The organism is Paenibacillus sp. RUD330 (assembly GCF_002243345.2).
In the GTDB taxonomy this organism is placed as follows: domain Bacteria; phylum Bacillota; class Bacilli; order Paenibacillales; family Paenibacillaceae; genus Paenibacillus_O.
In genome coordinates this window covers 3,246,177-3,272,190 of sequence record NZ_CP022655.2, presented here as the reverse complement: position 1 = coordinate 3,272,190, position 26,014 = coordinate 3,246,177, and the positions used below count along the sequence as shown (strand labels likewise).

21 protein-coding genes are annotated in these 26,014 nt (G+C 63.1%); 19 read left to right on the top strand and 2 right to left on the bottom strand.

Annotated features, from left to right (window positions below):
- Positions 1-23: 23 nt before the first annotated feature.
- The gene (locus CIC07_RS14820; protein ID WP_076355079.1) at positions 24-935 is read left to right on the top strand and encodes a selenium metabolism-associated LysR family transcriptional regulator; all 912 of its coding nucleotides are present in this window, start codon (positions 24-26) and stop codon (positions 933-935) included.
- Positions 926-1,771, top strand: coding sequence for a PHP domain-containing protein (locus tag CIC07_RS14815; protein ID WP_076355081.1), 846 nt, complete (start codon positions 926-928; stop codon positions 1,769-1,771). Before CIC07_RS14820 ends, CIC07_RS14815 begins: the two co-directional genes overlap by 10 nt.
- 187 nt (positions 1,772-1,958) lie before the next feature.
- On the opposite strand, the gene CIC07_RS14810 is transcribed toward CIC07_RS14815, so the two are convergent.
- Both CIC07_RS14810 and CIC07_RS14805 read right to left on the bottom strand, forming a co-directional pair.
- Positions 1,959-2,630 (bottom strand): phosphatase PAP2 family protein, encoded by a 672-nt coding sequence (locus CIC07_RS14810; protein ID WP_076355083.1) that lies wholly within the window; start codon positions 2,628-2,630, stop codon positions 1,959-1,961.
- 131 nt (positions 2,631-2,761) lie between these two features.
- The gene (locus tag CIC07_RS14805) at positions 2,762-4,534 is read right to left on the bottom strand and encodes an Rqc2 family fibronectin-binding protein (RefSeq protein WP_076355085.1); all 1,773 of its coding nucleotides are present in this window, start codon (positions 4,532-4,534) and stop codon (positions 2,762-2,764) included.
- A 181-nt stretch (positions 4,535-4,715) separates the two neighbouring features.
- Between CIC07_RS14805 and CIC07_RS14800 the strand changes: the two genes are divergently transcribed.
- From CIC07_RS14800 to rsgA, 17 genes are all read left to right on the top strand, one after another.
- Positions 4,716-7,508 carry a calcium-translocating P-type ATPase, SERCA-type gene (locus CIC07_RS14800; RefSeq protein ID WP_076355087.1) on the top strand — a complete coding sequence of 931 codons (2,793 nt, stop codon included), beginning with the start codon at positions 4,716-4,718 and terminating at the stop codon, positions 7,506-7,508.
- A gap of 142 nt (positions 7,509-7,650) precedes the next feature.
- Positions 7,651-8,172: a GNAT family N-acetyltransferase gene (locus tag CIC07_RS14795; RefSeq protein ID WP_076355089.1), complete on the top strand. Its 522-nt coding sequence runs from the start codon at positions 7,651-7,653 to the stop codon at positions 8,170-8,172.
- 145 nt (positions 8,173-8,317) lie between these two features.
- The gene (gene dapF, locus CIC07_RS14790; RefSeq protein WP_076355091.1) at positions 8,318-9,148 is read left to right on the top strand and encodes a diaminopimelate epimerase; all 831 of its coding nucleotides are present in this window, start codon (positions 8,318-8,320) and stop codon (positions 9,146-9,148) included.
- Between the two features lie 509 nt (positions 9,149-9,657).
- Complete coding sequence (gene remA / locus CIC07_RS14785; RefSeq protein ID WP_006036475.1) at positions 9,658-9,918, top strand: extracellular matrix/biofilm regulator RemA; 261 nt, start codon at positions 9,658-9,660, stop codon at positions 9,916-9,918.
- A gap of 14 nt (positions 9,919-9,932) precedes the next feature.
- Positions 9,933-10,553: a guanylate kinase gene (gene gmk / locus CIC07_RS14780; protein ID WP_076355095.1), complete on the top strand. Its 621-nt coding sequence runs from the start codon at positions 9,933-9,935 to the stop codon at positions 10,551-10,553.
- Between the two features lie 16 nt (positions 10,554-10,569).
- The gene (gene rpoZ / locus CIC07_RS14775) at positions 10,570-10,773 is read left to right on the top strand and encodes a DNA-directed RNA polymerase subunit omega (RefSeq protein ID WP_048747187.1); all 204 of its coding nucleotides are present in this window, start codon (positions 10,570-10,572) and stop codon (positions 10,771-10,773) included.
- 158 nt (positions 10,774-10,931) lie between these two features.
- Complete coding sequence (gene coaBC / locus CIC07_RS14770; protein ID WP_076355097.1) at positions 10,932-12,152, top strand: bifunctional phosphopantothenoylcysteine decarboxylase/phosphopantothenate--cysteine ligase CoaBC; 1,221 nt, start codon at positions 10,932-10,934, stop codon at positions 12,150-12,152.
- The gene (gene priA / locus CIC07_RS14765; protein ID WP_076355099.1) at positions 12,149-14,782 is read left to right on the top strand and encodes a primosomal protein N'; all 2,634 of its coding nucleotides are present in this window, start codon (positions 12,149-12,151) and stop codon (positions 14,780-14,782) included. The genes coaBC and priA overlap by 4 nt, the downstream gene beginning before the upstream one ends.
- 93 nt (positions 14,783-14,875) lie before the next feature.
- Positions 14,876-15,364, top strand: a complete 489-nt coding sequence (gene def / locus CIC07_RS14760) for a peptide deformylase (protein WP_076355101.1) — start codon at positions 14,876-14,878, stop codon at positions 15,362-15,364.
- 8 nt (positions 15,365-15,372) lie between these two features.
- Complete coding sequence (gene fmt / locus CIC07_RS14755) at positions 15,373-16,341, top strand: methionyl-tRNA formyltransferase (RefSeq protein WP_076355103.1); 969 nt, start codon at positions 15,373-15,375, stop codon at positions 16,339-16,341.
- Between the two features lie 77 nt (positions 16,342-16,418).
- Positions 16,419-18,011 carry a 16S rRNA (cytosine(967)-C(5))-methyltransferase RsmB gene (gene rsmB / locus CIC07_RS14750; protein WP_083688069.1) on the top strand — a complete coding sequence of 531 codons (1,593 nt, stop codon included), beginning with the start codon at positions 16,419-16,421 and terminating at the stop codon, positions 18,009-18,011.
- A 378-nt stretch (positions 18,012-18,389) separates the two neighbouring features.
- Complete coding sequence (locus tag CIC07_RS14745) at positions 18,390-20,171, top strand: LTA synthase family protein (protein ID WP_076355107.1); 1,782 nt, start codon at positions 18,390-18,392, stop codon at positions 20,169-20,171.
- Positions 20,172-20,398: 227 nt separating this feature from the next.
- Complete coding sequence (locus tag CIC07_RS14740; RefSeq protein ID WP_076355109.1) at positions 20,399-20,908, top strand: hypothetical protein; 510 nt, start codon at positions 20,399-20,401, stop codon at positions 20,906-20,908.
- A 132-nt stretch (positions 20,909-21,040) separates the two neighbouring features.
- Positions 21,041-22,114 carry a dual-specificity RNA methyltransferase RlmN gene (gene rlmN, locus CIC07_RS14735; RefSeq protein ID WP_076355111.1) on the top strand — a complete coding sequence of 358 codons (1,074 nt, stop codon included), beginning with the start codon at positions 21,041-21,043 and terminating at the stop codon, positions 22,112-22,114.
- Positions 22,115-22,133: 19 nt separating this feature from the next.
- Positions 22,134-22,883 (top strand): Stp1/IreP family PP2C-type Ser/Thr phosphatase, encoded by a 750-nt coding sequence (locus CIC07_RS14730; protein ID WP_327205365.1) that lies wholly within the window; start codon positions 22,134-22,136, stop codon positions 22,881-22,883.
- 10 nt (positions 22,884-22,893) lie between these two features.
- On the top strand, positions 22,894-25,083 hold the full coding sequence (gene pknB, locus CIC07_RS14725) for a Stk1 family PASTA domain-containing Ser/Thr kinase (protein WP_076355113.1): 2,190 nt from the start codon (positions 22,894-22,896) through the stop codon (positions 25,081-25,083).
- Positions 25,067-26,014 (top strand): ribosome small subunit-dependent GTPase A, encoded by a 948-nt coding sequence (gene rsgA / locus CIC07_RS14720; RefSeq protein WP_076355115.1) that lies wholly within the window; start codon positions 25,067-25,069, stop codon positions 26,012-26,014. The genes pknB and rsgA overlap by 17 nt, the downstream gene beginning before the upstream one ends.

Genomic DNA, 26,014 nt, shown 5'->3' with positions numbered 1-26,014 from the left:
CCGCCCGAAAGGATGACGACAAGGTGGCCATCAACTTCCATCAGCTGCATATTTTTTATACGGTCGCTGAAAAAGGCAGCTTTTCCGCGGCAGCGCAGGCACTGCACATGACTCAGCCGGCCGTAACGATGCAGGTCCAGTCTCTGGAGGACCAGCTCGGCACGAAGCTGCTGCTCCGGTCCACGAAGAGAATCGAGCTGACGGACGCGGGGAGCGTCCTGCTGCCCTATGCCAAGCGGAGCATGGACTTGATCCGGGATGCGGATACGGCCATGGCGCGTTACGCGAAGGGCCTCAAGGGACGTCTTCAGCTCGGCTCGAGCCTGACGATCGGAGAGTACATCCTGCCGCGGCTGCTTGGACCGTTCAACAAGGAGCATCCGGATATTTCCATCCGCATGAAGATCATGAACACGACCCAGATTCTCGAGCACATCCTGAACCATCAGCTCGACTTCGGCCTGCTCGAAGCTCCGGTCAGCCATCCGGACGTACATACCGAGCCGGTGCTGAGCGACGAGCTGCAGCTGATCGTCGGTCCCGGCCATCCGCTGTCGGGACGGGGCGAAGTCACCCTTGCGGAAGTCATCACGTACCCGCTCGTCCTGCGCGAGCAAGGTTCGGGCACGAGGCAGGTCATGGAGGATCAGCTGGCGATGAAATCCATCGATGCCGAAGACCTGAACATCGTCATGGAGCTCGGCAGCACCGGCGCGGTCAAGTCGGCCGTGGAGGCGGGAGTCGGCATGAGCTTCATCTCCGCTTCCTCCATCAAGCATGAGCTGGCTCTCGGCCTGCTGGAGACGGTGGCCATTGCGGACGCCGATTTCACCCGGGAGTTTTATTCGATCTATTTGAAGTCGGCGCTGCTGCCGAAACCGGCCGTGTCGTTCCTCAGCTTCCTGAGAGGCAGGGATCTCGCCCAATGGCTGTAATCCGCGCGGATCTGCATGCGCATACGACGGCGTCGGACGGAATGGATTCGCCGGCCGAGCTCGTTGCCAGAGCGGCGGCTCGGGGATTGGACGCGATAGCCGTGACGGACCATGATACGATGGATGGCGTCGAGGAGGCGAAGCTTCAAGGAGAGCGATCCGGCGTCATCGTCATTGCAGGCGTGGAGCTGAGCACGGCGCGGGGCGGCAAGGACATCCATGTGCTCGGATACGGCCCCGACCGGAGCGATCCGCTCTGGCTGGAGCGCCTCTCCGCGCAGGGGAAAGTCCGGGAACGGCGCAACGAGCTGCTGCTCCGGCGTCTTGGACAACTGGGCATCGATTTGACGCTGGGCCAGGTGCTGGATGCCGCGGCGCTGGGAGGAGGAGGCGTTCCGGCGAGCCTGGGACGCCCGCATTTCGCCGCCGCTCTTGTGAAGGCTGGCGCCGTGTCCACTGTACGCGAAGCATTCGAGCTTTATCTCGCGGAAGGAGCTCCGGCCTATGTGGAGATTCCGCGCATAACGCCCGAGGAGGGCATACGCTGGATCGTCGAGGCCGGCGGAACAGCGGTGCTGGCCCATCCCGGACTGTACCATGACGACGCTGAAGTGGAAAGGCTCGCCTCGGCCGGGGGACTGGCCGGAATCGAAGCCTTCCACTCCGACCATACGCCGGAGGAGGAACTCAAGTATGCGCGTCTTGCCGAGAGGCACGGCCTTCTTGCGACCGGCGGCTCGGACTATCACGGCAGCCGCGGCGGGGAGATTCGCCATGGCGACTTGGGAAGCCGGACCGTGGATGCCAGGGCGCTCATGGAACGGATGAAGGGCTGATGTCGAGGCTATGGGCCCGGTTTGGCGAGAGGCGGGCAGAGGGCAGACGCTCGCATGAAGGCAGGACGGGGATCCTTTCCCATCCCGCATAAAAAGAAAGCCGGCGCTGCAGGGGGTCAGTCCCCAGTCAGCGCCGGCTTTCTTTTTATCCATTCGGCGAGCTACGCCCTTCCTTGAGCCGCTGCTGTCAGCCGCGGCCGGCGGAGCGTCGCTTCCTCGAGCTCCATCTCTCCTTCAGATAGCGTTCATACCATCCGATGCTTGCCGTCAGCCAGGCTGCGCTGATCAGATAGCCTCCCAGCACGTCGCTGGGGTAATGGACGCCCAGATAGATCCGGCTGATTCCGATCATGAGGATCATGGCGATTCCCGCCGACACGGCGGCGGCCTTCATCCAGAAGCGGGCCAGATGCTTCCAAAGGAAATAGACGGTAATGCCGTAAAGCGTGAAGGCAGCCATGGAATGGCCGCTCGGAAAGCTGTAGCCCGCCGCGTCGATGATCCGGTGGACATCCGGTCTGGCGCGGCGAAAAACAAGCTTGAGCAGCAGGTTCAGCAGGCTGGACCCGACGATTACGCCGGCAAAGAAGATCAGCTCCCTGCGATAGCCGAGGAGGAGCAAAGCGGCGGCGATCACAAGCATGATTCCTGCGACCCAAGGGCCGGAGCCCGCTGTCGTAAATCCCTTCATGACGGCTGTCAAGGGATGGGAGGCGATTCCCTGGACGGCATCGGCCACCCGCTCGTCGAAGACGGCGGCATGATGCCTTCCGATCAGCAGAGCCCATGCTGCAAACAAGCAGAGGAGGAGCAGCGAGCTCGCCAGGGGACGGATCAGAACTGCTGTCAAAAAGCGCATAGGCATTCCTTCCCCTTTGAAAAATGCTGGAGCCGGCCCTTTCTCCCGAACGTCTTCAGGGATTCCAAGGGAGGTCCCATTTTCCGAAGCCGGACGAGTTCAGCCCGGGAATAGCGGCAATGCCGCGGTCATCAAGCTTTGACAACGGATGGAAGCTCCTGCAGGCGGGCTTCATCCGGGGTGATGAAGAGCGTTTTCTGCCGGTCGTAGATGACGAACCCCGGCTTGGAGCCGCTCGGCTTGTGCACGTGGCGGATCAGCGTGTAGTCGACCGGAACCATGCTGGAGCTGCGGGCCTGGCTGAAGCGGGCGGCCAGCATGGCGGCCTCCTCGAGCGTAGCGTTCCCGAATTCGGCGGAACGGATGACGACATGGGAGCCGGGAATATCCTTCGTATGCAGCCAAGTATCGCCTTGGGAGGCGAGCCGGTTGGTCAAGTATTCATTTTGCGTATTGTTTTTGCCTACATAGATGGCGATGCCCTCGGATGACGTGTAGCAGAGCAGGGCGGGCCTAGCCGCCTTCTTGCGCTTCGCTCCCCGCTTCCCGCGCGCGCGCAGGTAGCCTTCCGCTACAAGCTCCTCGCGGATTTCCTCGATATCCTCCAGGGAAGCGGTATCCAGCTGCTGCAGCAGGGAGTCGAGATAGGCGATCTCGGTGCCGGCGAGCGCCATCTGCTCCTTCACCGCTTCGGTGCTGTTGCGGAACTTCGTGTAGCGCCGGAAATACCGCTGGGCGTTGTCCGATGGGGAGAGCTGCGGATCGAGCTCGATCGTGACGCTTGCCGCATTCTCGTCATAGTAGTTTTCCAGCTCCACGGAACGGTCGCCTTTGGAAAAGGCATGCATGTAGGTCGTCAGCAGCTCTCCGAGAATGCGGTATTTGTCGGCGCCCTTCGCTTCTTCCAGCGTCTCGTTCAGCTTGTCCACTTTCTTGACGTTTTTGGCTTTCTCGTTCTGGAGGAAGCGGATCATGTCCGATACCCGCTGCTTGACGGTGTCGCGGCTCGCCTTTTCCCCATAGAAGGCTTCCAGACACTGGCTCATGCTCTCGAAGCCGCGGCGCTCTCCTTCCAGATGCGTCAGTTCGATAATGGAGAAATAGCTTTTGCCGGCCGGCGTCTCCACGATGTTGGGAGCGTAGCTGCCGCCGCGCACCGACTCCATGAAGGAGGAAAAGACGGTCCACAGCCGATGCAGCTCCGAGCCATCGCCGGCTTCGACGGAGCCGGCGCGGTAGGCCAGCTCCCGCGCCAGCAAGGGACTGAAGCCGCTCAGCGCCGCGACAAGCAGCTTGTCGAGCGGCTGGCGGGTCAGAGCCTCATCGGCTTCGCCGCCAGCCGCCTCGCTCAGAATGCGGGCGAAATCAGTTTCCTGCGTTATTTGGAGCGGGTCCTTCTTGTGCTGGTCGGGCGGAGCCGTATAGGCTGTGCCCGGCATGACGATGCGGTAGCTGCTGATCGCCGGCGTCACGTGATGGATGCCGTCGTGGATCGTTCTCGTCGCGGTATCGACCAGAATGATGTTGCTGTGGCGGCCCATGAGCTCGATGATGATCGTCTTCAGCGTCAGATCGCCAAGCTCGTCGCGCTGGCGGATGTCCAGCTCGATGACGCGCTCCATGCCGACCTGGCGGACCGCTTCGATCTGGCCGCCTTCGCAGTATTTGCGCAGCAGCATGCAGAACATCGGCGGCTCCATCGGATTCTGGTAGCTGCGTTCCGTGAAGTGGATTCTCGGATAGGTCGGGTTGGCCGAGATCAGAAGCTTGCGTCCCCCGCCTGCTCCGCGGGTCTGAACAACGAGATCGTGCGCGGTCGGTTGATGGATTTTATGAATGCGTCCGCCGACGAGCTGCTGGAGCTCGCTTACGGCGGCGCGGGTTACGATGCCGTCCAATGCCATGAGGGTCGTTCCTTTCGTGCGCGCCTTGTCGTCCACGCGGCGCAGGTTGTTTTGCCGTCTTATTCTACCATAACCACAAGGACAAGGGATATTTCGGGGATTGTCCTCATATAGTGTCCTAGAGCCTTGCGGGTGCTGCCCGCAGCATTATCGTGCCATCTGCGGGAGGGAGAAGAGTCGAATGGAGAATAGGAATTGGCACCAGCTGACGGAGGAACAGCTGCTGGGCCAGCTCGGCAGCTCTCCGGACAACGGTCTATCGGCGGAGGAGGCTGCCAAGCGGCTGGCCGAGCATGGCCGCAACGAGCTGTCCGAAGGAGAGAAGCTGTCGCCGGTGAAGCTGTTTTTGAACCAGTTCAAGGATTTCATGGTGCTCGTCCTCATCGGGGCGACGCTGATTTCGGGTCTGCTGGGGGAATATCTCGACGCGATTACGATCATCGCCATCATTGTCATCAACTCGATTCTCGGATTCGTGCAGGAGTTCAGGGCGGAGCGTTCGCTGCGCGCCCTCAAGGAGCTGTCCGCTCCGACCGCCCATGTCCTGCGCGGCGGCAAATCGGATGCGGTTCCGGCCAGCGAGCTCGTGCCGGGCGATATCGTGCTGCTGCAAAGCGGCGACCGCGTTCCGGCCGACCTGCGCTTCTTGAAAGCCAACAGCTGCCAGGCCGAGGAGTCGGCGCTGACCGGGGAATCCGTGCCGGTGAGCAAGCATTGCCTCGCGATCGCCGAGGAAGAGCTGCCGCTCGGGGACATGCGGAATATGGGCTTCATGGGCACGATGCTGACCGGAGGCACCGGCACCGGCATCGTCGTGAGAACAGGCATGAATACGGAGATGGGCAAGATCGCCGATCTGATCCAGCAGACGGACGAGATGGAGACGCCTTTGCAGCGCAGGCTGGAGCAGCTGGGCAAAATCCTCATCGTCGTCGCGCTTTTCCTGACGGTGATGGTCGTCGTGGCCGGCATCCTGCACGGCCAGCCCGCCTACGGAATGTTCCTCGCGGGCGTCAGCCTGGCGGTGGCGGCCATTCCGGAAGGGCTGCCGGCAATCGTGACGGTGGCGCTCGCTCTGGGCGTCCAGCGCATGATCAAGCGCAAGGCGATCGTGCGCAAGCTGCCGTCGGTCGAAACGCTTGGCTGCGCCTCCGTCATCTGCTCGGATAAGACCGGCACGCTGACGCAGAACAAAATGACGGTCACCCGCATCTGGAGCGGAAGCCGCCAGTTCGAGGTCACCGGAGAAGGGTATGAGCCCGCCGGAGGCTGCTACGCGGACGGCCAGCAGATAGAGGCCAAGGACGATCCTTCGCTGCGGCGCATGCTGCAGGTCGCGGCTCTGTGCAACAATGCGGAGCTGATCCATGCGGAGGAAGGGGAAGAGCGCAAAAGCAAAGGCGGCCAGGGAGAGCCGAAGGAGGAATGGACGCTCAAGGGCGATCCGACGGAAGGCGCGCTCGTCGTGCTGGCGGCCAAGATGGGGCTAAGCCAAAGCTCGCTCGGCGGCCTGTACAAGCGCGAGCAGGAATTCCCGTTCGACTCGGAGCGCAAGCGCATGTCCGTGGTCGTGTCGCATCAAGGAGGCCGGATCGCCTGTGTCAAGGGCGCGCCGGACATGCTCCTGGAGCGCTGCTCCTATATTCTGTGGGAAGGCAAGGTCGTGCCGTTCACCGGCACGCTCCGGCAGAAGGTGCAGCAGGCGCAGGAGGGCATGGCCCAGTCCGCGCTGCGGGTGCTCGGACTGGCTTACCGGGATCTGCGTCCGCATGACAAATGCGAGAGCGCTGAGGACACGGAGTGCCAGCTCATATTCGCCGGCCTTACCGGGATGATCGATCCGCCGCGCCGGGAAGTCCAGGGCGCCATCGCCACATGCCGCCGCGCCGGCATCAAGACGGTCATGATTACGGGAGACCACCAGCTGACCGCCGAAGCGATCGCCGCCCAGCTCGGCATCATGCCGCGCGGCGGGCTGTCGATCAGCGGACGCGAGCTTGCCGGCATGTCCGACGACGATCTGGACAAGGTGGTCGACAACATCTACGTCTACGCGCGGGTCTCGCCCGAGCACAAGCTGCGCATCGTCAAGTCGCTCCAGCGCAAGGGGCATGTCGTCGCCATGACGGGAGACGGCGTCAACGACGCCCCAGCCATCAAGGCGGCGGATATCGGCATCGCCATGGGCATCACCGGCACGGATGTGTCCAAGGAAGCTTCCTCGCTCGTGCTCGGAGACGACAACTTCTCGAGCATCGTGGCCGCGATCGAGGAAGGAAGGGGCATTTACGAGAATATCCGCAAGTTCATCCGTTATTTGCTGGCTTCCAATGTCGGGGAGATTTTGACGATGTTCCTGGCGATGATGGCCGGACTGCCGCTGCCGCTGCTTCCGATCCAGATTCTGTGGGTCAACCTTGTGACCGACGGGCTGCCGGCGATGGCTCTGGGCGTCGATCAGGCCGAGAGCGACCTCATGACGCAGAAGCCGAGGTCCGCCAAGGAAAATATTTTTGCCCGCCGCCTCGGATGGAAGATCGTCAGCCGCGGCGTGCTGATCGGCGTCTGCACGCTGGGCGCGTTCTGGATCACCTTGAGGACGGCTCCGCAAAACGCGGACGGACTGGTGCTCGCCCAGACCGTCGCCTTCGTGACGCTCGTCATGGCGCAGCTCATCCATGTGTTCGACTGCCGCAGCTCCAGGTCGATCTTCCACCGCAACATGCTGCAGAACAAATATCTGGTCCTGTCGGTCCTTTCTTCGCTGGGCCTCATGCTGGCCGTCGTGTATGTTCCCGCCCTGCAGCCGATCTTCAAGACGGTTCCGATCGGCTTCCGCGAATGGTGCCTCGTCTTCGTGGCCGGCGGCATCCCGACGTTCCTGATGGGAGTGGGCAGCGTGCTGGGATCGTCCAAGCGGCGCAAGCCGAAAGCCCGCATCTCCTACACGGGCGGTCAGACCAGCGTCCGCTGAGCGGATTTCGGAGCGCGCGTCGTTGTGGCCGTTCAAAGCAAGCCCCCCGGCCGGATGCCGGGGGGTTTGCCGCGTTTTACCCCGGAAGTCCGAGGAGGCTATAATAAAGGAAACAAGGAAGCATCCAAGGAGGCCGTGCAGGATGAGAATAAGAACGGAAATGCCGCGGGACATCGGCGCCATCCATGAGATCAACGCCCTGGCGTTCGGCAGGGAGGACGAAGCCCTGCTGGTGGCGGCTGTCCGGGCTTCGGCCGCATTCGTCCCGGAGCTGTCGCTGGTGGCGGAAGAGGATGGCGCGCTCATCGGACATATTCTCTTCAGCGTCGCCTCGGTCGAGACGCCGGAAGGGAAGCCGGAGCCGACGCTGGCGCTCGCTCCGATGGCCGTCAAGCCGGAATTCCAGCAGCGGGGAATCGGTTCGGAGCTGGTCAGGGAAGGGCTCGAGCGAGCCGCGGAGCTGGGCTTCCGCCATGCCATCGTGCTGGGCCACCCGGAGTTCTATCCGAGGTTCGGCTTCCGGCCAGCCCGTCCATCCGGCATAGAAGCCCCTTTTCCCGTGCCCGAGGAAGCCTTCATGGCCGTCGAGCTGCTGGCGGGAGCGCTGGAAGGGATATCCGGGATCGTCCGGTACCCGGCTGCGTTCGACTCGGTCAACGGATAGACGCGGGGAAAAAGTACAAATCTTAGACGCAATCGGGAATAGCCTTGCCCGGCTTGATGCGCTATCCTAATTACGACGGCCGCCCGCAGCGGCGGCGACCAGCAGGCCATCAATGCTTCGGCATATCAAAAGGAGAGCATCTATCGTGGAATTCACCAAAATGCACGGCCTTGGCAATGATTTTATCGTCGTATTCGGAGAAAAGGACCTTCCGGCCGGAGCGGACGAGCTTGCGGTGTCCCTGTGCAACCGCTTCTTCGGCATCGGAGCCGACGGGCTCGTCTATATCCTGCCTTCCGCAAGGGCGGACTTCCGCATGCGCATCATCAATTCCGACGGCTCCGAGGCGGAGCAATGCGGCAACGCGATCCGCTGCGTAGCCAAGTATGTCTTCGACAACGGCCATACGGATAAGGAACGGCTGACGATTGAAACGCTTGGAGCCGGCGTGCAGCAGGTCGAGATCACCCCGCAAGACGGCAAGGCGGCGTTCATCCGCGTCGACATGGGGGAGCCGATCCTGCAGGGGCTGCAGGTTCCGACGACGGTCGATGCCGACCGGGTCATCGGGCATCCGGTCGAAGTGGACGGACGGGAGTTCCGGTTCACGGCCGTATCGATGGGCAACCCCCATGCGGTCATCTATGTCGACGACGCGGCCGGATTCGACCTTGCCGCCTGGGGCCCCAAGCTGGAGACGCATCCGCTGTTCCCGCGCAAGACGAACGTCGAGTTCGTGACCGTCAATACCCGCAGCCAGGCCGACATGCGCGTATGGGAGCGCGGCGCGGGCCCGACGCTGGCATGCGGCACGGGAGCCTGCGCGACCGTCGTCTCCTCCGTGCTCAACGGGCTGACCGACCGCAAGGCGACGGTTTCCCTCAAGGGCGGCGATCTGCTGATCGAATGGAACGAAGAAGACAATCATGTGTACATGACCGGACCGGCGGCGGAAGCATTCCGCGGAACCGTGTAGGGAGCTGTCCGAGCCCATGGAGAAGATCCGCCCGCGAGGGCGGATCTTTGCTTTGTCCGGATGAAGGCATCGCGCAGCGGAGATCATGAGCCGGCGGTTCCGCAAGATCCTCTTTGCGGCGAACAGGCTGCCGGAGGCCGTTTTTCCGGCGGACGGATAAGGCGGGCTTCATCCAAGAGCGGGCTGCCGGGGGATGATGGCCGGCGAGAGCAGAAGGCGGCGTTCAGAGGCGCAAATTACGCCTCGAATTCTATTTTTCTCGCGAAATCGCATTGAACCTTGTTCGTTTGGCGAATATCGATTAGAATAGGTACACGACTGTCCGCCTGGGCTTATGCCCGGGTGCGGAACGGGATGACGCTTGGGACGGCCGCCGGAGCGGCGGACGGAACGTTTGCGCCGTGTTTTTTGTGTCAACACTAGTTGCAATGGTTCTGCCCATTGCCAGATGGCGGGTCTTTTTGGGAAGACCGCTATCTGTTCCAATCTGTCCGGAGGGAGAACCTGACATGGCTATCAAGCTCATCAATATCGGCTTCGGCAACATCGTATCGGCTAACCGGATCATCTCGATCGTAAGTCCGGAATCGGCGCCGATCAAGAGAATCATTCAGGAAGCGCGGGATCGCCACATGCTTATCGACGCCACGTACGGCAGGCGCACGCGGGCGGTTATCATTACGGACAGCGACCATGTCATTTTGTCGGCCGTGCAGCCGGAGACGGTCGCGCACCGGTTGTCCGCGAAGGATGACGATCACGACGAATAATAGCGGGGAGTATTATGAATAAGGGATTATTAATCGTATTGTCCGGACCTTCCGGCGTCGGCAAAGGCACGGTATGCTCCGTGCTCCGCCACAAGATGCCGGAGCTGGTCTACTCGGTGTCGGCGACGACCCGCAGCCCGAGACAGGGAGAGACGGACGGCATCAATTACTTCTTCAAGTCGCGGGAGCAGTTCCAGGACATGATGGCTCGCGGAGCCATGCTGGAATATGCGGAGTACGTGGGCAATTATTACGGCACTCCCCGCGACTTCGTGGAGAGCACCATCAACAGCGGCAAGGATATCATTCTCGAGATCGAAGTCCAGGGAGCGCTCAAGGTCAAGGAAACGTTTCCCGAGGGCGTCTTTATTTTTCTGATGCCTCCTTCGCTCGACGTCCTGAAGCAGCGCATCACCGGACGCGGCACGGAAACCCAGGAGGTCATCGATTCCCGGATGTCCGTCGCCGCCGAGGAGATCAACCTCATCCGCTATTACGACTACGCCGTCGTCAACGACGAGATCGACGCGGCCTGCCACCGGATCCAGAGCATCGTCACCGCCGAGCATTGCCGCAAGGAACGTTATTTGGCGGGGCTCGCGCATGATATGCAGACCGCATCCGAAAAAGCCTGAAACGGAGTGATTAGCCATGTTGTATCCATCCATTGACGAGATGATGAAGAAAGTCGACAGCAAGTACTCCCTGGTCGTCGCGGCATCGCGCCGCGCGCGTGCCCTGAGGGACGGAGAGAAGACCGAGCTGCGCGGACAGAAATCCCATAAGCAGGTAGGCGTCGCCCTCGAGGAGATCTACCACGACCTCGTGCAAGTGGAGCAGCGCAACGAAGACTAGGACATGCCGGCCGCAGCCCGGCTGCGGAAGCGCATGATAGATAGCAGCATAGCGGTACGCTTAACAACCCTCTGCGGTTGTTATTTTTTTAGCGGAAGCAAACCCGGCGGAGTGGCCGGTGCCGGGTGGCATTTGCCGATGAGGGAGGAGAACACCCCATGCTTCAGGGAAAAAGAATCGTTCTGGGAATAACGGGAGGCATCGCGGCCTACAAGGGCGCCGCTCTATGCAGCAAGCTGGTCCAGGCCGGCGCCGAGGTGCATGTCATCATGACGGAATCGGCGGCGAAGTTCATCACGCCGCTGACGCTGCAGACGCTGTCCCGCCACCCTGTTTATCTGGACACCTTCGACGAGCGCGATCCCTCCGTCGTGTCCCATATCGAGCTGGCGGACAAGGCCGACCTGATCCTGCTCGCGCCGGCTACGGCCAACACGCTCGCGAAGCTGGCGGCGGGGCTGGCCGACGACATGCTTGGCGCGACGCTGCTCGCCGCGACGTCTCCGGTCATCGCGGCTCCGGCGATGAATGTCCACATGTACGAGCATCCGGCGACGGTCGCGAATATGGAGCTGCTCGGCAGCCGGGGAGTCCGCTTCATCGACCCCGGAACCGGCCAGCTCGCTTGCGGCTACGTGGCCAAGGGCCGCTTGGCCGAGCCGGAGGAGATCGTGCTGGCGGTCGAGCGGTTTTTCGCTTCGGGCAAGCTGCTGGAAGGAAAGAAGGTAGTCGTGACGGCGGGAGGCACGGTCGAGCGCTTTGATCCCGTCCGCTATCTGACGAATGATTCGTCGGGCAAAATGGGCTTTGCCATCGCGGAAGCCGCCCGCGATATGGGCGCGCATGTGACGCTGATCGCCGGCCGCGTGTCGCAGCCGCTTCCCGGAGGCATGAAGATCCTGCGCGTCGAATCCGCGCAGGAGATGCTGGAGGCGGCGGGCAGCGTCTTCGACGACGCCGACATCGTGGTCAAGGCGGCGGCAGTCGCCGACTACCGGCCCGTCGTGCGGCATACCTCCAAGCTGAAGAAGACGGGCGGCACGCTTGTCCTTGAGCTGGAGAAGACGGCCGACATCCTGACCGCTCTGGGCGAGCGCAAGAAGCGCCAGTTTCTGGTCGGCTTCGCCGCCGAGACGGAGTCTCTGGACGAGCATGCGATGGACAAGCTGCGCCGCAAGAACTGCGATCTCATCGTCGGCAACGACGTCTCGATGGAGGGGGCGGGCTTCAACGGCGACACCAATGCGGTCCGGATCTTCGACAAGGACGGTCTCGTTGAATCATTGCCCGTCATGAGCAAGCGCGGCGCCGGCGAGCGGCTGCTGCGCCTTGTCGCGGAACGGATCGGCTCGAAGGAGCCGGAGGGATCGGAATCATGATCGCCGGCGTCATCGTCGATGTGCCGAGCCGCCAGACAGACCGGCCCTTCAGCTACGAGGTGCCGCCCGCCATGGAGGAGTGGATCGAGCCGGGCAGCCGTGTCGGCGTTCCATTCGGCGGACGGACCGTGCAGGGCTTCGTCGTCAGCCTGTCCGACGAAGCCCCGGCCGACAGCGCCGGAAAGCTCAAGCCGATCGCCGAGCTGCTGGATCCGCTGCCGCCGCTCCTTCCCGATCTGGTCGAGCTCGCCCAGTGGATGAGCGGGAAGTACTGCTGCACCTGGACGGCAGCGCTGCAGGCGATGATACCTGCCGCGATCAAAGGAAAGGCCGAACGGTACATCCGCCTTGCGGAAGACGGAGACGGGAAGGCCAATCTCCTGCACGCCGAGCCGTCCGGGAACGCCGGATCGGCTTCGGGGCGGCAGGAGGGTCATTCCGCCGCCGCGGGAAACGCTGCGGCCGGCTGGAACGATGGCAAGGGCATGGTCCAGGCTGCGGTCGCCCAGCAGCAGCTGCCCCTGGAGCAGCTGCCTCCGGCTCTGGTCCAGGAGCTGCGGCGCTCCGGCGACATGCGTCTGGATCTCGTCGCGCAGCGGTACCCGGAAGCCGGCGCGGCGATCAAGCGGGCGCTCGCTGCGGGAGTGCTGGCCGAAGAGACATCGATCCGGGACCGGCTCGCCGTCCGCAAGCAGCTGACGGTGTATCCGCCCGAGGATCGGGCCGCCGCGGAGGCGGCGCTGTCCGCGATGTCGAAGCAGGCTGCCCGGCAGCGGGAGCTGCTGGAATATGTTCTTGAACTGAGCGGGCCGGTCACGCTGCAGGCGATGCTGTCGGAGACGGGCGCCAGCGCCTCCTCCGCCAAGGCGCTCGAGGCCAAGGGCCTGATCGCGATCCGCGAGGCGGAGCAGCAGCGGGATCCTTATGCCGGCCGCGAGTTCCGGCGCAGCGAGCCGCTGCCGCTGACGGATGCGCAGCGGGAAGTTTTCGTGCGGCTGAAGGCTGCGGTGGAAGCTCCGGAGCCGGCGACGTTCCTGCTGCATGGAGTGACGGGGAGCGGCAAGACCGAGATCTACATGCAGTCCATCCAGCGGGCTCTCGAGCTCGGCATGGAGGCGATCGTCCTCGTGCCGGAGATTTCCCTGACGCCTCAGATGGTGGAGCGGTTCAAGGGGCGCTTCGGAGACGAGGTCGCTGTCCTGCACAGCCGCCTCTCGAGCGGAGAGCGCTACGACGAATGGCGGCGGATCCGCCGCGGCGGCGCCAAGGTGGCGATCGGCGCGCGCTCCGCCGTGTTCGCACCGTTCGGCAAGCTCGGCCTGGTCATCATCGACGAGGAGCATGAATCCAGCTACAAGCAGGAAGAAACGCCGAAGTATCATGCCCGCGAGGTCGCCGTGCGCCGCGCGCGGCAGCAAGGCGCCGTCGTCGTGCTCGGCTCGGCGACGCCGTCGCTCGAAAGTTTCGCGGCAGCCGTCCGCGGAGGCGCGGGCGGCAACGGGGCTTTGCTGGAGCTCAGCGAACGGGTAGGGGCGCGGCCGCTTCCGCCCGTCAAGATTGTCGATATGCGGGATGAGCTGAAAAGCGGGAACCGCTCCATGTTCAGCCGCGATCTTCATGAAGGGCTGCAAGCCCGGCTCGAACGGGGAGAGCAATCCGTGCTTCTGCTCAACCGGCGGGGCTATTCCACCTTCGTCATCTGCCGCTCCTGCGGGTACACGGCCGTGTGCCCGCATTGCGACATCTCGCTCACCTACCACCAGAAGACGCGCGCGATGCGCTGCCATTACTGCGGCCATGCGGAGCTTGCGCCCCGGACATGCCCGTCCTGCTCCAGCGAGCAGATCCGGTATTTCGGAGCGGGCACGCAAAAGGTGGAGGAGGAGCTGGCGAAGCTGTTCCCGGGCATCCGGGTCATCCGGATGGACGTCGACACGACGACGGAGAAGAACGCCCATGAGAAATGGCTGACGCTCTTCGGCGAACGCAAGGCGGATGTGCTGCTCGGCACCCAGATGGTCGCCAAAGGGCTTGATTTCCCGTACGTGACCCTTGTCGGCGTCATCGCGGCGGATACGTCGCTCAACCTGCCCGATTTTCGGGCGGGCGAGCGGACGTTCCAGCTGCTGACGCAGGTCGCGGGCCGCGCCGGACGCCATCATCTGCCGGGGGAGGTCGTCATCCAGACGTACAACCCCGGCCATTACGCCGTCACGGCCGCTCAGCACCATGATTACGGAGGCTTCGTGGAGGAGGAGATGAAGCATCGCCGCATGATGGGCTACCCGCCTTTCTGCAGGCTTATCCTCGTCACGATGTCCCATGAGCAGCTCGCCACCCTCTCTTCGGTAAGCGACCGCTTCGCAAGCAAGCTGCGGGCTCTTGCCGCCGAGAGAGGCGTGCTGGCGCCGCTGCAGAGCGGCGGGGAGCGGGCGTTCGACCTGCTCGGTCCTGTCGCGTCCCCGATATCGCGGATGAAGGACAAATACCGGTTCCAGTGCATGATCAAATACAGGGGAGCCGTCGACGCTTCCATGCTCGTCAAGGAAGCGATAACCCGCACCGAAGCGGAGGCGGCGCGTTCCGGCGTGCTGTTCAGCGTCGATGTGGATCCCCAAATGATTTTATAGAAATAGGCCTTATCGCCTGTTGTCCCGACATATCCTTCTACATCCGGCCCAGGCGTCTACTACTACGAAGCAATCAAGGAAGGTGCATCCATCATGGCCATTCGGCTTATCGTTCAAAATCCCGACTCCGTCCTGCGCGAGGTCGCCAAGGAAGTCACGAAGTTCAACTCCAATCTCCATAAGCTGCTCAAGGATATGGCGGAAACGATGTACGACGCGGAAGGCGTCGGTCTGGCCGCGCCTCAGGTCGGCATCTCCAAGCGTGTCATCGTCGTCGACGTCGGCGACGAGAACGGCCTGATCGAGATGGTCAATCCGGAAATTCTGGAGCGCTCGGGAGAGCAGTTCGGACCGGAAGGCTGCCTCAGCATCGCCAACCTCAACGGGGATGTGCGCCGCGCCGAAAAGGTGAAGGTGCGCGGCCAGAACCGCGATGGCGAATTTTTCGAGGTGGAGGCGGAAGGCTTCCTGGCGCGCGCGTTCCAGCATGAGGTCGACCATCTGAACGGCATTCTGTTCATCGACCTGGCGGAAGAGCTGTACGACGGGTCCGCCCGCGACCGCCGCGAAGACGGGGAGTGAGGAAGCCGATGCGCATTGTTTTCATGGGTACGCCGGACTTCGCGGTCCCTTCGCTGCTGTGGCTGCTCGGGCCTGAAGCCCGCAGCCTCGGCTGCGAGGTGGTCGGCGTCGTGACTCAGCCGGACCGTCCGAAGGGCCGCAAGCGGGAGCTTACCCCTCCCCCGGTCAAAGCCGCCGCTTTGGAGCACGGCTTGCCCGTGCTTCAGCCGGAGCGCATGCGCCGGCCGGAAGCGGTGGAGGAGCTGAAGCTGCTTGCTCCCGAGCTGATCGTGACGGCGGCCTTCGGGCAGATTCTGCCGGTTGCGGTGCTGGAGATGCCCCGGTTCGGCTGCATCAACGTCCATGGCTCGCTGCTGCCGAAATACCGGGGCGGCGCTCCGATCCAGCGCTCCATCATGAACGGCGAGACGGAGACCGGAGTGACGATCATGCATATGGCGGAAGGCCTCGACACCGGCGACATGATCAGCCGCGTCGTCGTGCCGATCACGGACGGGGACGATTCCGGGACGATGTTCGCCAAGCTCAGCGACGCCGGAGCCCGGCTGCTGGCCGACACCTTGCCGCAGCTGCTGGCCGGAGAGGCTCCCCGCGTTCCGCAGGATGACAGCGAGGCGACGTACGCGCCCAATCTCAGCCGAGACGACGAGCGTCTGGACTGGAGCCGCGGTGCGCGCGAGCTGTTCAACCAGGTGCGCGGCCTCTCGCCGATGGCGGGCGGTTTCACGCTGCTGGGCGGCGAGCCTTTCAAGGTTCGCGCCTGCCGGGTCGAGCGTGAGGGCGGCAGCGGAGCGCCCGGCGAAGTGGTCGATGCCGGCGAAGAAGGCATCGTCGTGCAATGCGGCAGCGGCCGGCTGCTGCTGACGGAGATCCAGCCCGCAGGCAAGCGCGCGATGGCCGCCGCCGAGTGGCTGAAGGGCGCGAGGCTGCAGCGCGGCGCCGTCTTCGGCATCGAAGCCGGCGGAGAAGCGCTGTGAGCGGCCGCACGACCGGGCCGGGCGGACAAGCCGGCGGCCCCGGCGCGGCAGGCCGCAGCGGCGCCAAAGCCGGCGGCATGGCCAAGGCCGGCGGCCAGGCTCCGCCTAAGCCGGCGAAGGCGCAGGCCTCAGCCGGCCAGCGCGGCCGGCAAGGCTCGGCGCCGGTCCGGAACGCATCCGGACAAGCCGGCTCCGGTACAAAGCCTGCCGCAGGCAAAGGCGCAGAGCGCCAGGCTGCCGGGCAAGGACAGCATAGCCGCGGCAGCGCAGCCTCCAGGCAGCCTCGCAGCGCGCGCGAGCTCGCGCTCGACGCTCTCATCCGCGTCGAGCGGGATGGAGCCTACAGCAATCTGCAGCTCAACCGCGCGCTGCTGGACTCCGGCTTGTCCCGCGCGGATTCCGGCCTAGCGACCGAGCTTGTGTACGGCACGCTGCAGCGCAGGCTTACGCTCGACCACTGGCTGGCGGGCTTCATTCCCAAGGGGCTGCGCAAGCTGGAGCCATGGGTGCTCTCCCTGCTGCGGATGAGCCTGTACCAGCTCGTCTATCTGGACCGGGTTCCCGCTCATGCGGCTGTGAACGAGGCCGTCAACATCGGCCGCCGCCGGGGCCACTCCGGCATCGCCGGAATGGTGAACGGCGTGCTGCGCAGCGTCGTGCGGCAGTTGCCTCGGCTGAAGGCCGAAACCTTCGCTGCCGAAGCGGACGCGCCGCGCCGCTTGTCGCTGCGGCATTCCTATCCGCAGTGGCTGGCTGAGCGCTGGATCTCCGCTCTCGGCGAGGAGGCTGCGGAAGCGGTCATGGCCTCGGGCAACGAGGCGCCGCACGGCAGCCTGCGGCTCAATCCGCTGCGGACGACGCCGTCCGAGGCGCTGCGCCTGCTGGAAGAGGCGGGACTCGCCGCCCGGCCGGCATCGGCTCTGCCGGATTCCGGCATTGTCGTGGATCGCGGCGGCAATCTGGCCATGACCGACGGCTACGCCAAAGGATTATGGAGCATACAGGACGAGAGCTCGATGCTTGTCGCCGCTGCGGCGAATCCCCGGCCCGGCAGCCGCGTCCTGGACTGCTGCGCCGCTCCGGGCGGCAAGTCGACGCATCTGGCGGAGCTGATGGGCGATCGAGGCGAGGTCGTCTCGAACGACCTGCATGCCCACAAGCTGGCGCTGATCGAGGACAACGCCAAGCGGCTCGGCCTCCGGGCCGTGCATCCCGTTACCGGGGACGCCGCGGAGCTCGGACGGCTGTATCCGGCGGAGTCGTTCGATCTCGTCCTGCTGGACGCGCCTTGTTCCGGTCTCGGCGTCATCCGCCGCAAGCCGGAAATCAAGTGGACGAAGTCCGAGGGCGACATCAAGGACATCGCCGCGCTCCAGACCCGCCTGCTGGAGGCGGCGGCCGGCCTGGTCAAGCCGGGAGGAGTGCTGCTGTACAGCACCTGCACGATCGAGCATTCGGAGAACGCCGGACAGGTCGCCGCATTCCTGGGACGCCATCCCGAATATGCGCTGGATCCCGGCGGCTGGCCGGAGAAGGTGCTGGAGCCGCTGCGGGCGGCCGGAGTGGCCGGCGCGGAGGAAGCTGTCTTCGACGGCTCCCTGCAGCTGCTGCCCCAGCATTTCGGCAGCGACGGCTTTTATATCGCTAGGCTGACTAAAAAGGCTGATTGACTCCAAGAACCGCAAAAACCCGAATCCCATCGCTGGATTCGGGTTTTTTGCAGTGGAAATCGATAGGTCTGGATGGTGTCGACGGCCTCGGAAAATACATCTGCACAGACGGACAACTCTATTTTTTCCACCTAGAAGCCGGCAGGAGGACGTCGCGGCGAAGAGGGCCGAAATCCCCGGATTCCGGGCCTCCGAAGTCCCGGGTTTCGGGCTTCCGATAAGCCTTCCGGCCTTCCTTTCCCGAAATCCATGGTGCCGAGGTTGGCATCTCTTTTCTAGTATATTAAAATAAAGTAAAGGGAACTTGGGAGAATACCGGACAGGGAGTAGATGCACTTGCGAAGTTGGATCAAGCCTACGCGAAGGATCGTATTGACCATGCTTGCGCTTTATCTCGTCGCCATGCTGCTGAACGCGGGCATGCAGGCGGCGTCGATGGGAATGGATTACGGCGCGGTGAGACAGTGGATTTCCGGCCAGTACCCGCTGTTTTTCATGGGGAGCTTCATTTTCTTCTTCCTCCTCCTGGCTGCGGCATCCATCGTCCGCAATGTGTACGGAGGCACGGCGCTCGTGACCGCGGTCACCGCCCTTACGGGCACAGCCGTCTATCAGAAAATGAAAGCGACGGGAGAGCCGCTCTTCCCGTGGGATCTGCTGCAGCTGAAAAACGCCGGCGAAATGGCCTCCATGACCCGGGGAATGTTCTCGCCGCTTGTCATCGTGCTCACGCTCGCCGTCGTGGGCAGCTTCGGCTTCCTCGTATTCAAACTTCCGAAGCTGCGCTTTCCGCTCGTTCTGCGCGTCGTATTCGCCGCGTGCTCCATCACGGGGATCTTCTTCTTCGTCCATATCATGGAGAGCAAGGACAGCACGCTTCTGAACAGGATCAGCTACGAGGATATCTTTTGGGACCAGAAGCAGAACTACCAGTACAACGGCTTTGTCATCGCTTTCGCCTCCAACCTGACGGGGAGCATGATGGCCGAGCCCGACGGCTACAGCAAGGAGGCCGTCGAGGCGATCGCCGCCAAATACGCGTCCATTCCGGATGCGGAGCCGGCCGCCTCGCCGGCCGAAGCGCCCAACATCGTGTTCGTGATGAACGAGGCTTTCTTCGATCTGACCCGGGTGACGGACTACAAGCTCAGCGAGGACCCGCTTCCGTTCCTGCATGAAACGAGCAGGACGAAGCCGTCCGGCTACGTGCTTTCGCCTGAATTCGGAGGCAGCACGGCGAATGTCGAATTCGAGGCGCTGACCGGCCTCACCAACTATTTTCTGAATGACGGCTCCGTGCCGTTCCAGCAAAATCTGACCAAGCAGACGGACCTGCCCTCGATCGTCAGCATTTTGAAGCAGCGCGGATATGCGGCGCTGGCTCTCCATCCTTTCGATAAAACCTTCTACAGCCGAAACACCGTCTACCCGATGCTCGGCTTCGAGACATTCACCAGCTCCAAGGAAATGCCGAACCGGGAGTACCTGTCCTCCCGCAGCTACGTCTCCGACATGGCCGCGATGAAGGAAGCGGTGCGCGAGCTCAAGGAGCAGGAGAAGACCGGCAAGCCGGCGTTCCTTCATCTCGTCACGATGCAGAACCACTTCCCGTACACGAACAAGACCATCCACGGCATGAACACGGTGCGGGCGGCTGGCGTCGATTCCGAGTACAGCGATCAGGTGGAGACGTACGCCGAAGGGATCAAGCATACGGACGGCGCCCTGTCGTACTTGTCCTCGGCCATCCAGCAGCTCGGCAGGCCTACGGTCGTCATCCTGTGGGGAGATCATCTGCCCGGCCTTCCGGCCAAGGTGTATGACGATGCAGGCTGGACGGACGAAAGGCTCCGCCACGAAACGCCGCTGCTCGTGCTTTCCAATTACGAGGTGGGCAGCAAGCCGCTCGGCACGTTGAGCCCGTCTTTCATCGGACCCGAGATCTTCTCCTACGCAGGCCAGAAGCTGCCAGCCTACTACAAGCTGCTTCATGAGGTCAAGACGGCCATGCCGGGATTGAACAAGAAGGTGCTGCTCGGTCCGGACGGGAAGGTCGAGGAGCCGACGGCGGAGCAGCAGGCTCTTCTCGACGACTACAAGATGATCCAGTACGACCTGCTGGAGGGCAAGGGTTATGCCAAGGAAATCATGTTCAGCTAAAACCGACGCCGGCTTTTCGAAGCCGGAAGCCTCCAAGCCGGCGCTCCATGCGCCGGCTTCCTGTTTGCCAGGGAGCGGAATCCGTCCTTCCGCAGCGCATTGATTCCGGCCGGGAGGAGAGGGCGCCGCTCCCGGCTTCGCCGCAGGGGCAACAGGAAACAATTGCCGTTCCATGCTCGTCTTATCCATGTGCGAGCAATGGGATGGCGACGGGGGGCGATTGAAGGATGGACAGGAGAAGAAAACGGCTTCGGCAGGCGGCGCCGATTGCGGCGGCCGTATTGGTCCTGGCGCTGCTGGCGGACATGAACGGCTACTATGGACATCGCGTTCCCGGCGGCGCCGCAGAAGCCTTCCGGACGCGGCTGCTGGAGACGGTCGGACAAGGAGAGCAGGTCAGGCTGTCGGAGCTGACGGAGTTCGACTGGGATCGGATGGCCGTCATTCCTCCTTATATGAACTGGGAACAGATGGAGGCGGCCGCCGGGGCTGAATGGACGAACGCCAGGACTTATCCGGGCTACGTGCTCCTGCGGATGCTGCCCGATACGTGCACGATGTGCGACGAAGGAATGCACAGGCTCGTATTCGCCAAGGGAAGCCGTGTGACGGCGGACGTGCCGTTATCCCGGATGGACCTTGACTTTACCGGCTTGAGCGGCATCGCCCGCACGGAGGAGCCGATCGTCGGGACGAGGCATGCGGGAAGTCCGCTGGTCGTTGCCATCCGGCCCTGACAGCCGCGCGCCGGCAGGCTGTGGTCTTGCGAGGGACGTTTGTGGTAAACTAGAGCGACGAGCGTCCTGCGGCAACGGATTCCGGCAGCCGGATGACGGATTGAATGACAATGAAATGAGTGAAGCAACGAAATGAAAGCATTTGACCAGCCCTACATTGTGGAAACGCCTTTTATATATGATTTTTCGCTTGATCAGCTCCAGGCATGGATGAAGGAGCAGAGCCAGCCCGCCTTCCGCGCGGGCCAGCTGTTCGACTGGCTGTACGTGAAGCGCGTCGCCTCGTTCGAGGAGATGACCAACCTGCCCAAGGAGCTCCGGGACAAGCTGGCGGAATCGTTCCAGTTCGTCACGCTGACCGAGATCACCCGTTTCGAATCGAAGGACGGGACGGTCAAGTTCCTGTTCGGCCTTCATGACAATCATGCGATCGAGACGGTCATCATGCGCCACAATTACGGCAACAGCGTCTGCGTGACGACCCAGGTCGGCTGCCGCATCGGCTGCACGTTCTGCGCCTCCACGCTGGGCGGGCTCAAGCGCAATCTGACCGCCGGCGAGATCATCGCGCAGGTCGTCAAGGCTCAGCAGATGCTTGATCCGAGCGGAGAGCGCGTCTCCAGCATCGTCATCATGGGCTCCGGCGAGCCGTTCGAGAACTACGAGGCGACGATGGGCTTCCTGCGCACGATGATCCACGAGAAGGGGCTCAACATCGGGCAGCGCCACATTACGGTATCCACGAGCGGCATCGTGCCGAGCATGTACAAGTTCACGGACGAGAACACGCAGATCAATCTGGCGATCTCGATCCATGCGCCGAACGATGAGCTGCGCTCCAAGCTGATGCCGGTCAACCGCCGCTATCCGTTCCAGGAGGTCATCGACGCCTGCCGGAACTATATCGCCAAGACGGGCCGCAGGATCACATTCGAGTATGCCCTGATCGGCGGCACCAACGACCGGCCGGAGCATGCGCAGGAGCTTGCCGAGGTGCTCAAGGGCATGCTCTGCCACGTCAACCTGATTCCGGTCAACCATGTGCCGGAGCGCAAGTATGTGCGCACGCCGCGGGAGGATATTTTCGAATTCCAGAGAATTCTGGAGAAGAACGGCATCAACGCGACGATCCGCCGCGAGCAGGGCCACGACATCGCGGCAGCCTGCGGCCAGCTTCGCGCCAAGCATATGGAACTTACGCAGTGAGGTGACGGGATTGATAACAGTGAACCGCAGTGATATCGGCCGGATCCGGATGGCCAACGAAGACCGCTCCTGGGCGGGCGTGACGGACGGAGGCTTGACCGTCGCCATCGTGGCCGACGGCATGGGCGGCCATCAGGCCGGAGACGTGGCGAGCCAGCTTGCCGTCGACGCCTTCCGCGAGGAAGTGGAATCCGCAGGCGCCGGCATGACGGAGGAAGAAGCTCATGAGCTTCTGCGCCGGGCGATCCGCAAAGCCAACGAGGTCGTATTCGACATGGCCTCGCGCAACGAGCAGTACCACAACATGGGCACGACGGTCGTCGCGGCCCTGTTTGTCGAGGAGCAGCGGCTGATCGTCGGCCATATCGGCGACAGCAGGGCATACCGCATCTCCGAAGGCGGCATCACGCTGCTGACCGAGGATCACACGCTCGTCAACGAGCTTGTCCGCTCCGGGCAGATCAGCTATGAGGAGGCGGCGCATCATCCCCGCCGCAACGTGCTGACGCGCGCGCTGGGCACGGACTCCGAGACGGAGCTGGAGCTTCAGGCGCTGCCTTGGGCGGCAGGCGATATTCTGCTGCTGTGCAGCGACGGCCTGAGCGGAATGGTCGGCGACGAGGACATCCGCATGACAGTATCCGCCGAAGGATCCTCTCTGGAGGAAAAGGCCGAGTCTCTGATCCAGCAGGCGCTGGCAGCAGGCGGGGACGACAATATTACGGTAGTGCTGCTGCAATCCGGCTCCGGCACGGACGGAGAGGAGTGAGCGTAAGCGCATGATCGGCAGAGAATTAGGTGGACGCTATGAAATCCTGTCCCGCATTGGCGGGGGAGGCATGGCGCTCGTATACAAAGCCCACGACGTGCTGCTCAGCCGCAACGTCGCGGTGAAAGTGCTTCGTTCCCAGTATGTCCATGATGAGGAGTTCATCCGGCGCTTCCGCCGCGAGGCGCAATCCGCCGCCGCCCTGTCCCATCCCAACGTCGTCAGCATCTATGATGTGGGGCAGGAGGAAGACGTCCATTACATCGTCATGGAATATGTAGAAGGCCATAATCTCAATGAAATCATTCAGGAGCGGGCGCCGCTCCAGGCGGACGAGGCGGTGCGGATCTCCTCGCAGATCGCAGACGCCCTGGACCACGCGCATCAGAACCATATCATCCACCGCGACATCAAGCCGCACAATATTCTGATCGGCCGCAACGGCCGGGTCAAGGTGACGGATTTCGGCATCGCCCGCGCGGTGACGTCCTCGACGATCACCCAGACGGGCTCGGTGATCGGCTCCGTGCATTATTTCTCGCCGGAGCATGCCAAAGGCGTCAGCACGGGAGAAAAATCGGATATCTATTCGCTCGGCATCGTTCTCTATCAGATGGTGACGGGCAGGCTTCCTTTCCTCGGCGAAAGCCCGATCAGCGTCGCGCTCAAGCATCTGCAGGAGCCGCTTGAGGATCCGAAGTCGGTCAATCCGCTCATTCCGCAAAGCGTGGAGAACATCATCATCAAGGCGACGCGCAAAAACCCTTCCGAACGGTACCGGACGGCAGGCGAGATGCTGGAGGATCTGGAGACTTCCTTAAGGCCGGAAAGAATCCGGGAGCCCAAGATTACGTTTGCGCCAGGCGACATGGACGAGACGAGGGTCATGCCGGCGATCCGACCCGGCATGCTCGCGAACGAAGGCAAGCCATCATTCGAATATCCGGCCGGCGGGCAGGGATCCGCGGCGAAGGACACCGCGCGCATGGCGCCCGCCGAGGAGGAAGAAGAGGAGGAGCCTCCCCGCCGCAGAGGCTGGGTCAAGCCTCTCGTCATCATCCTGATCACGCTCGCCGTCATCGGAGCCGTTTACGGCGTATTCCGCGTCGTATCGGGATCCCTCGACGTGGCGGAGGTCGAGGTGCCTTATGTGGTCGGACAGACCGAGCAGCAGGCCCGCACGATGCTGGAGGACGCGGGGCTTATGATCGCCGAGCCTTCCATCCGCGCCTTCAAGGCGGACATTCCGAAGGACCAGGTCTTTGCCCAGTCCAAGTCCAACATGCGGGTGAAGAAGGGCTCGCGCGTCCAGCTGTCGGTCAGCGACGGACCGGAGCTGAAGAAGCTGGACAGCTACGTCGGCCAGAAGGTCCAGGACGTCGTCGCGGCCCTGCAGGATCTCGGCCTGGGATCCGGCCAGATCAAGCAGACCGAGGTGTTCGACGCATCGGCGGAGCCGGGAACGGTCATCAGCCAGAATCCGCCGCCCGATACCGACCTGGACCCGACAACGGCGACGGTGACGCTCACCGTCAGCAAGGGCCAGGAAACGGTGCCGATGCCGGATCTGGTCGGCAAGTCGATCGACGACGCCAAGAAGATGCTGCGCGATGCGGGACTTGAAGTCCGCGACGAGAACATCCTGAAGCAGGACAGCTACGAGAAGGAAGGAACCGTCCTGTCCCAGGATCCGTACGGCCCCGGCTCGAAAGTCTCCAAGGGCACCCAGATTTCGCTGACGGTCAGCGGAGGCTTCCCTAAGGATGCCTTGGATTATACGTTCAACCTGCTCATCTCCCCTTCGCGGGCGGGCAAGTCGAGCGAGATCCGGATCGTCTACAGCGACGCGACGGGCAACGACATCGAAACGCGGAAGACCAGCATCAAGGAGACCAGAAGCTTCGACGTCAAAGTCGTGCTCGCTCCCAATACGGAAGCGCTCGTGAAGATCTACCGCGACGGCCAGCTGGCCGATACGTTCTCGCGCTCCTACGAGGACGAGAAGGCGGGCAGGGACTCGGGGCCGATGGCCGTGCCGGGAACGGATCCGACCCCGTCGCCGACGCCTGAAGCGACGCCGACGCCGGATCTCGGAGCTGTCGCTCCTCCGGATGGAGAGAACACTTCGATGGACCCGGGCGGCAAGCAAGGCAAAGACAAAGACAAGGATAAGGACGGCGACCATGACGGAAACGACTGATTACTCCGGCACAACGGGCGAAGGCCTGATCGTCAAGGCGCTTAGCGGTTTCTATTACGTCATTCCGGACGGCGCCAGCGGGAAGCCTCTGCAATGCAGGGCGCGCGGAATCTTCAAGAAGCGGGGCGAGTCCCCGCTTGTCGGCGACCGCGTCGTCTACAGCGCGAGCGCGACGGGCGAAGGCACGGTGGAGGAGATTCTTCCCCGCAGCACGGAGCTCGTCCGGCCGCCCGTGGCCAATGCCGATCTGGCGGTGCTCGTGTTTTCCGTATCCGAGCCGTCGCTCAGCCTGACCCTTTTGGACAAATTCCTGGTCCATATCGAGCATTCGGGCCTAGAAGCGGTGTTATGCCTGAGCAAGCAGGACTTGTCCGCGGACGGTCCGGACGCGAAGGAAGCCCGCGAAGCCATCGATACGGTGGAGCGGGTATACCGGCCGATCGGCTATCGGGTCATCGGCACGAGCTCCAGGCAGGGCAGCGGGCTGGAAGAGATCCGCGCCGTGCTCAAGGGTCGGCTGGCCTTGTTCGCGGGGCAGTCGGGCGTAGGCAAGTCATCCCTGCTCAACGCGCTCGTTCCGGAGCTGAAGCTGGAGACGAACGAGATCAGCTCCAAGCTGGGCCGCGGCAAGCATACGACGCGTCACGTGGAGCTGGTCGAAGCCGGGTCGGAGCCGGGAGACGGCTATGTCGCCGATACTCCCGGCTTCAGCCAGCTGGACTTCCAGGAGCTCGGCATCGAGGACATGTCCTACGGCTTCAAGGAAATGCGGGAGCTGTCTCCGGACTGCAAGTTCCGGGGCTGCACGCATACCCATGAGCCGGGCTGCGCCGTTACGGCCGCGCTCGCGGAAGGAACGGTCGCGCAGAGCCGGTACGACAGCTATGTGCAGTTTCTGGGTGAAATGAAAGAGAAGAAGCGGAGGTACTGA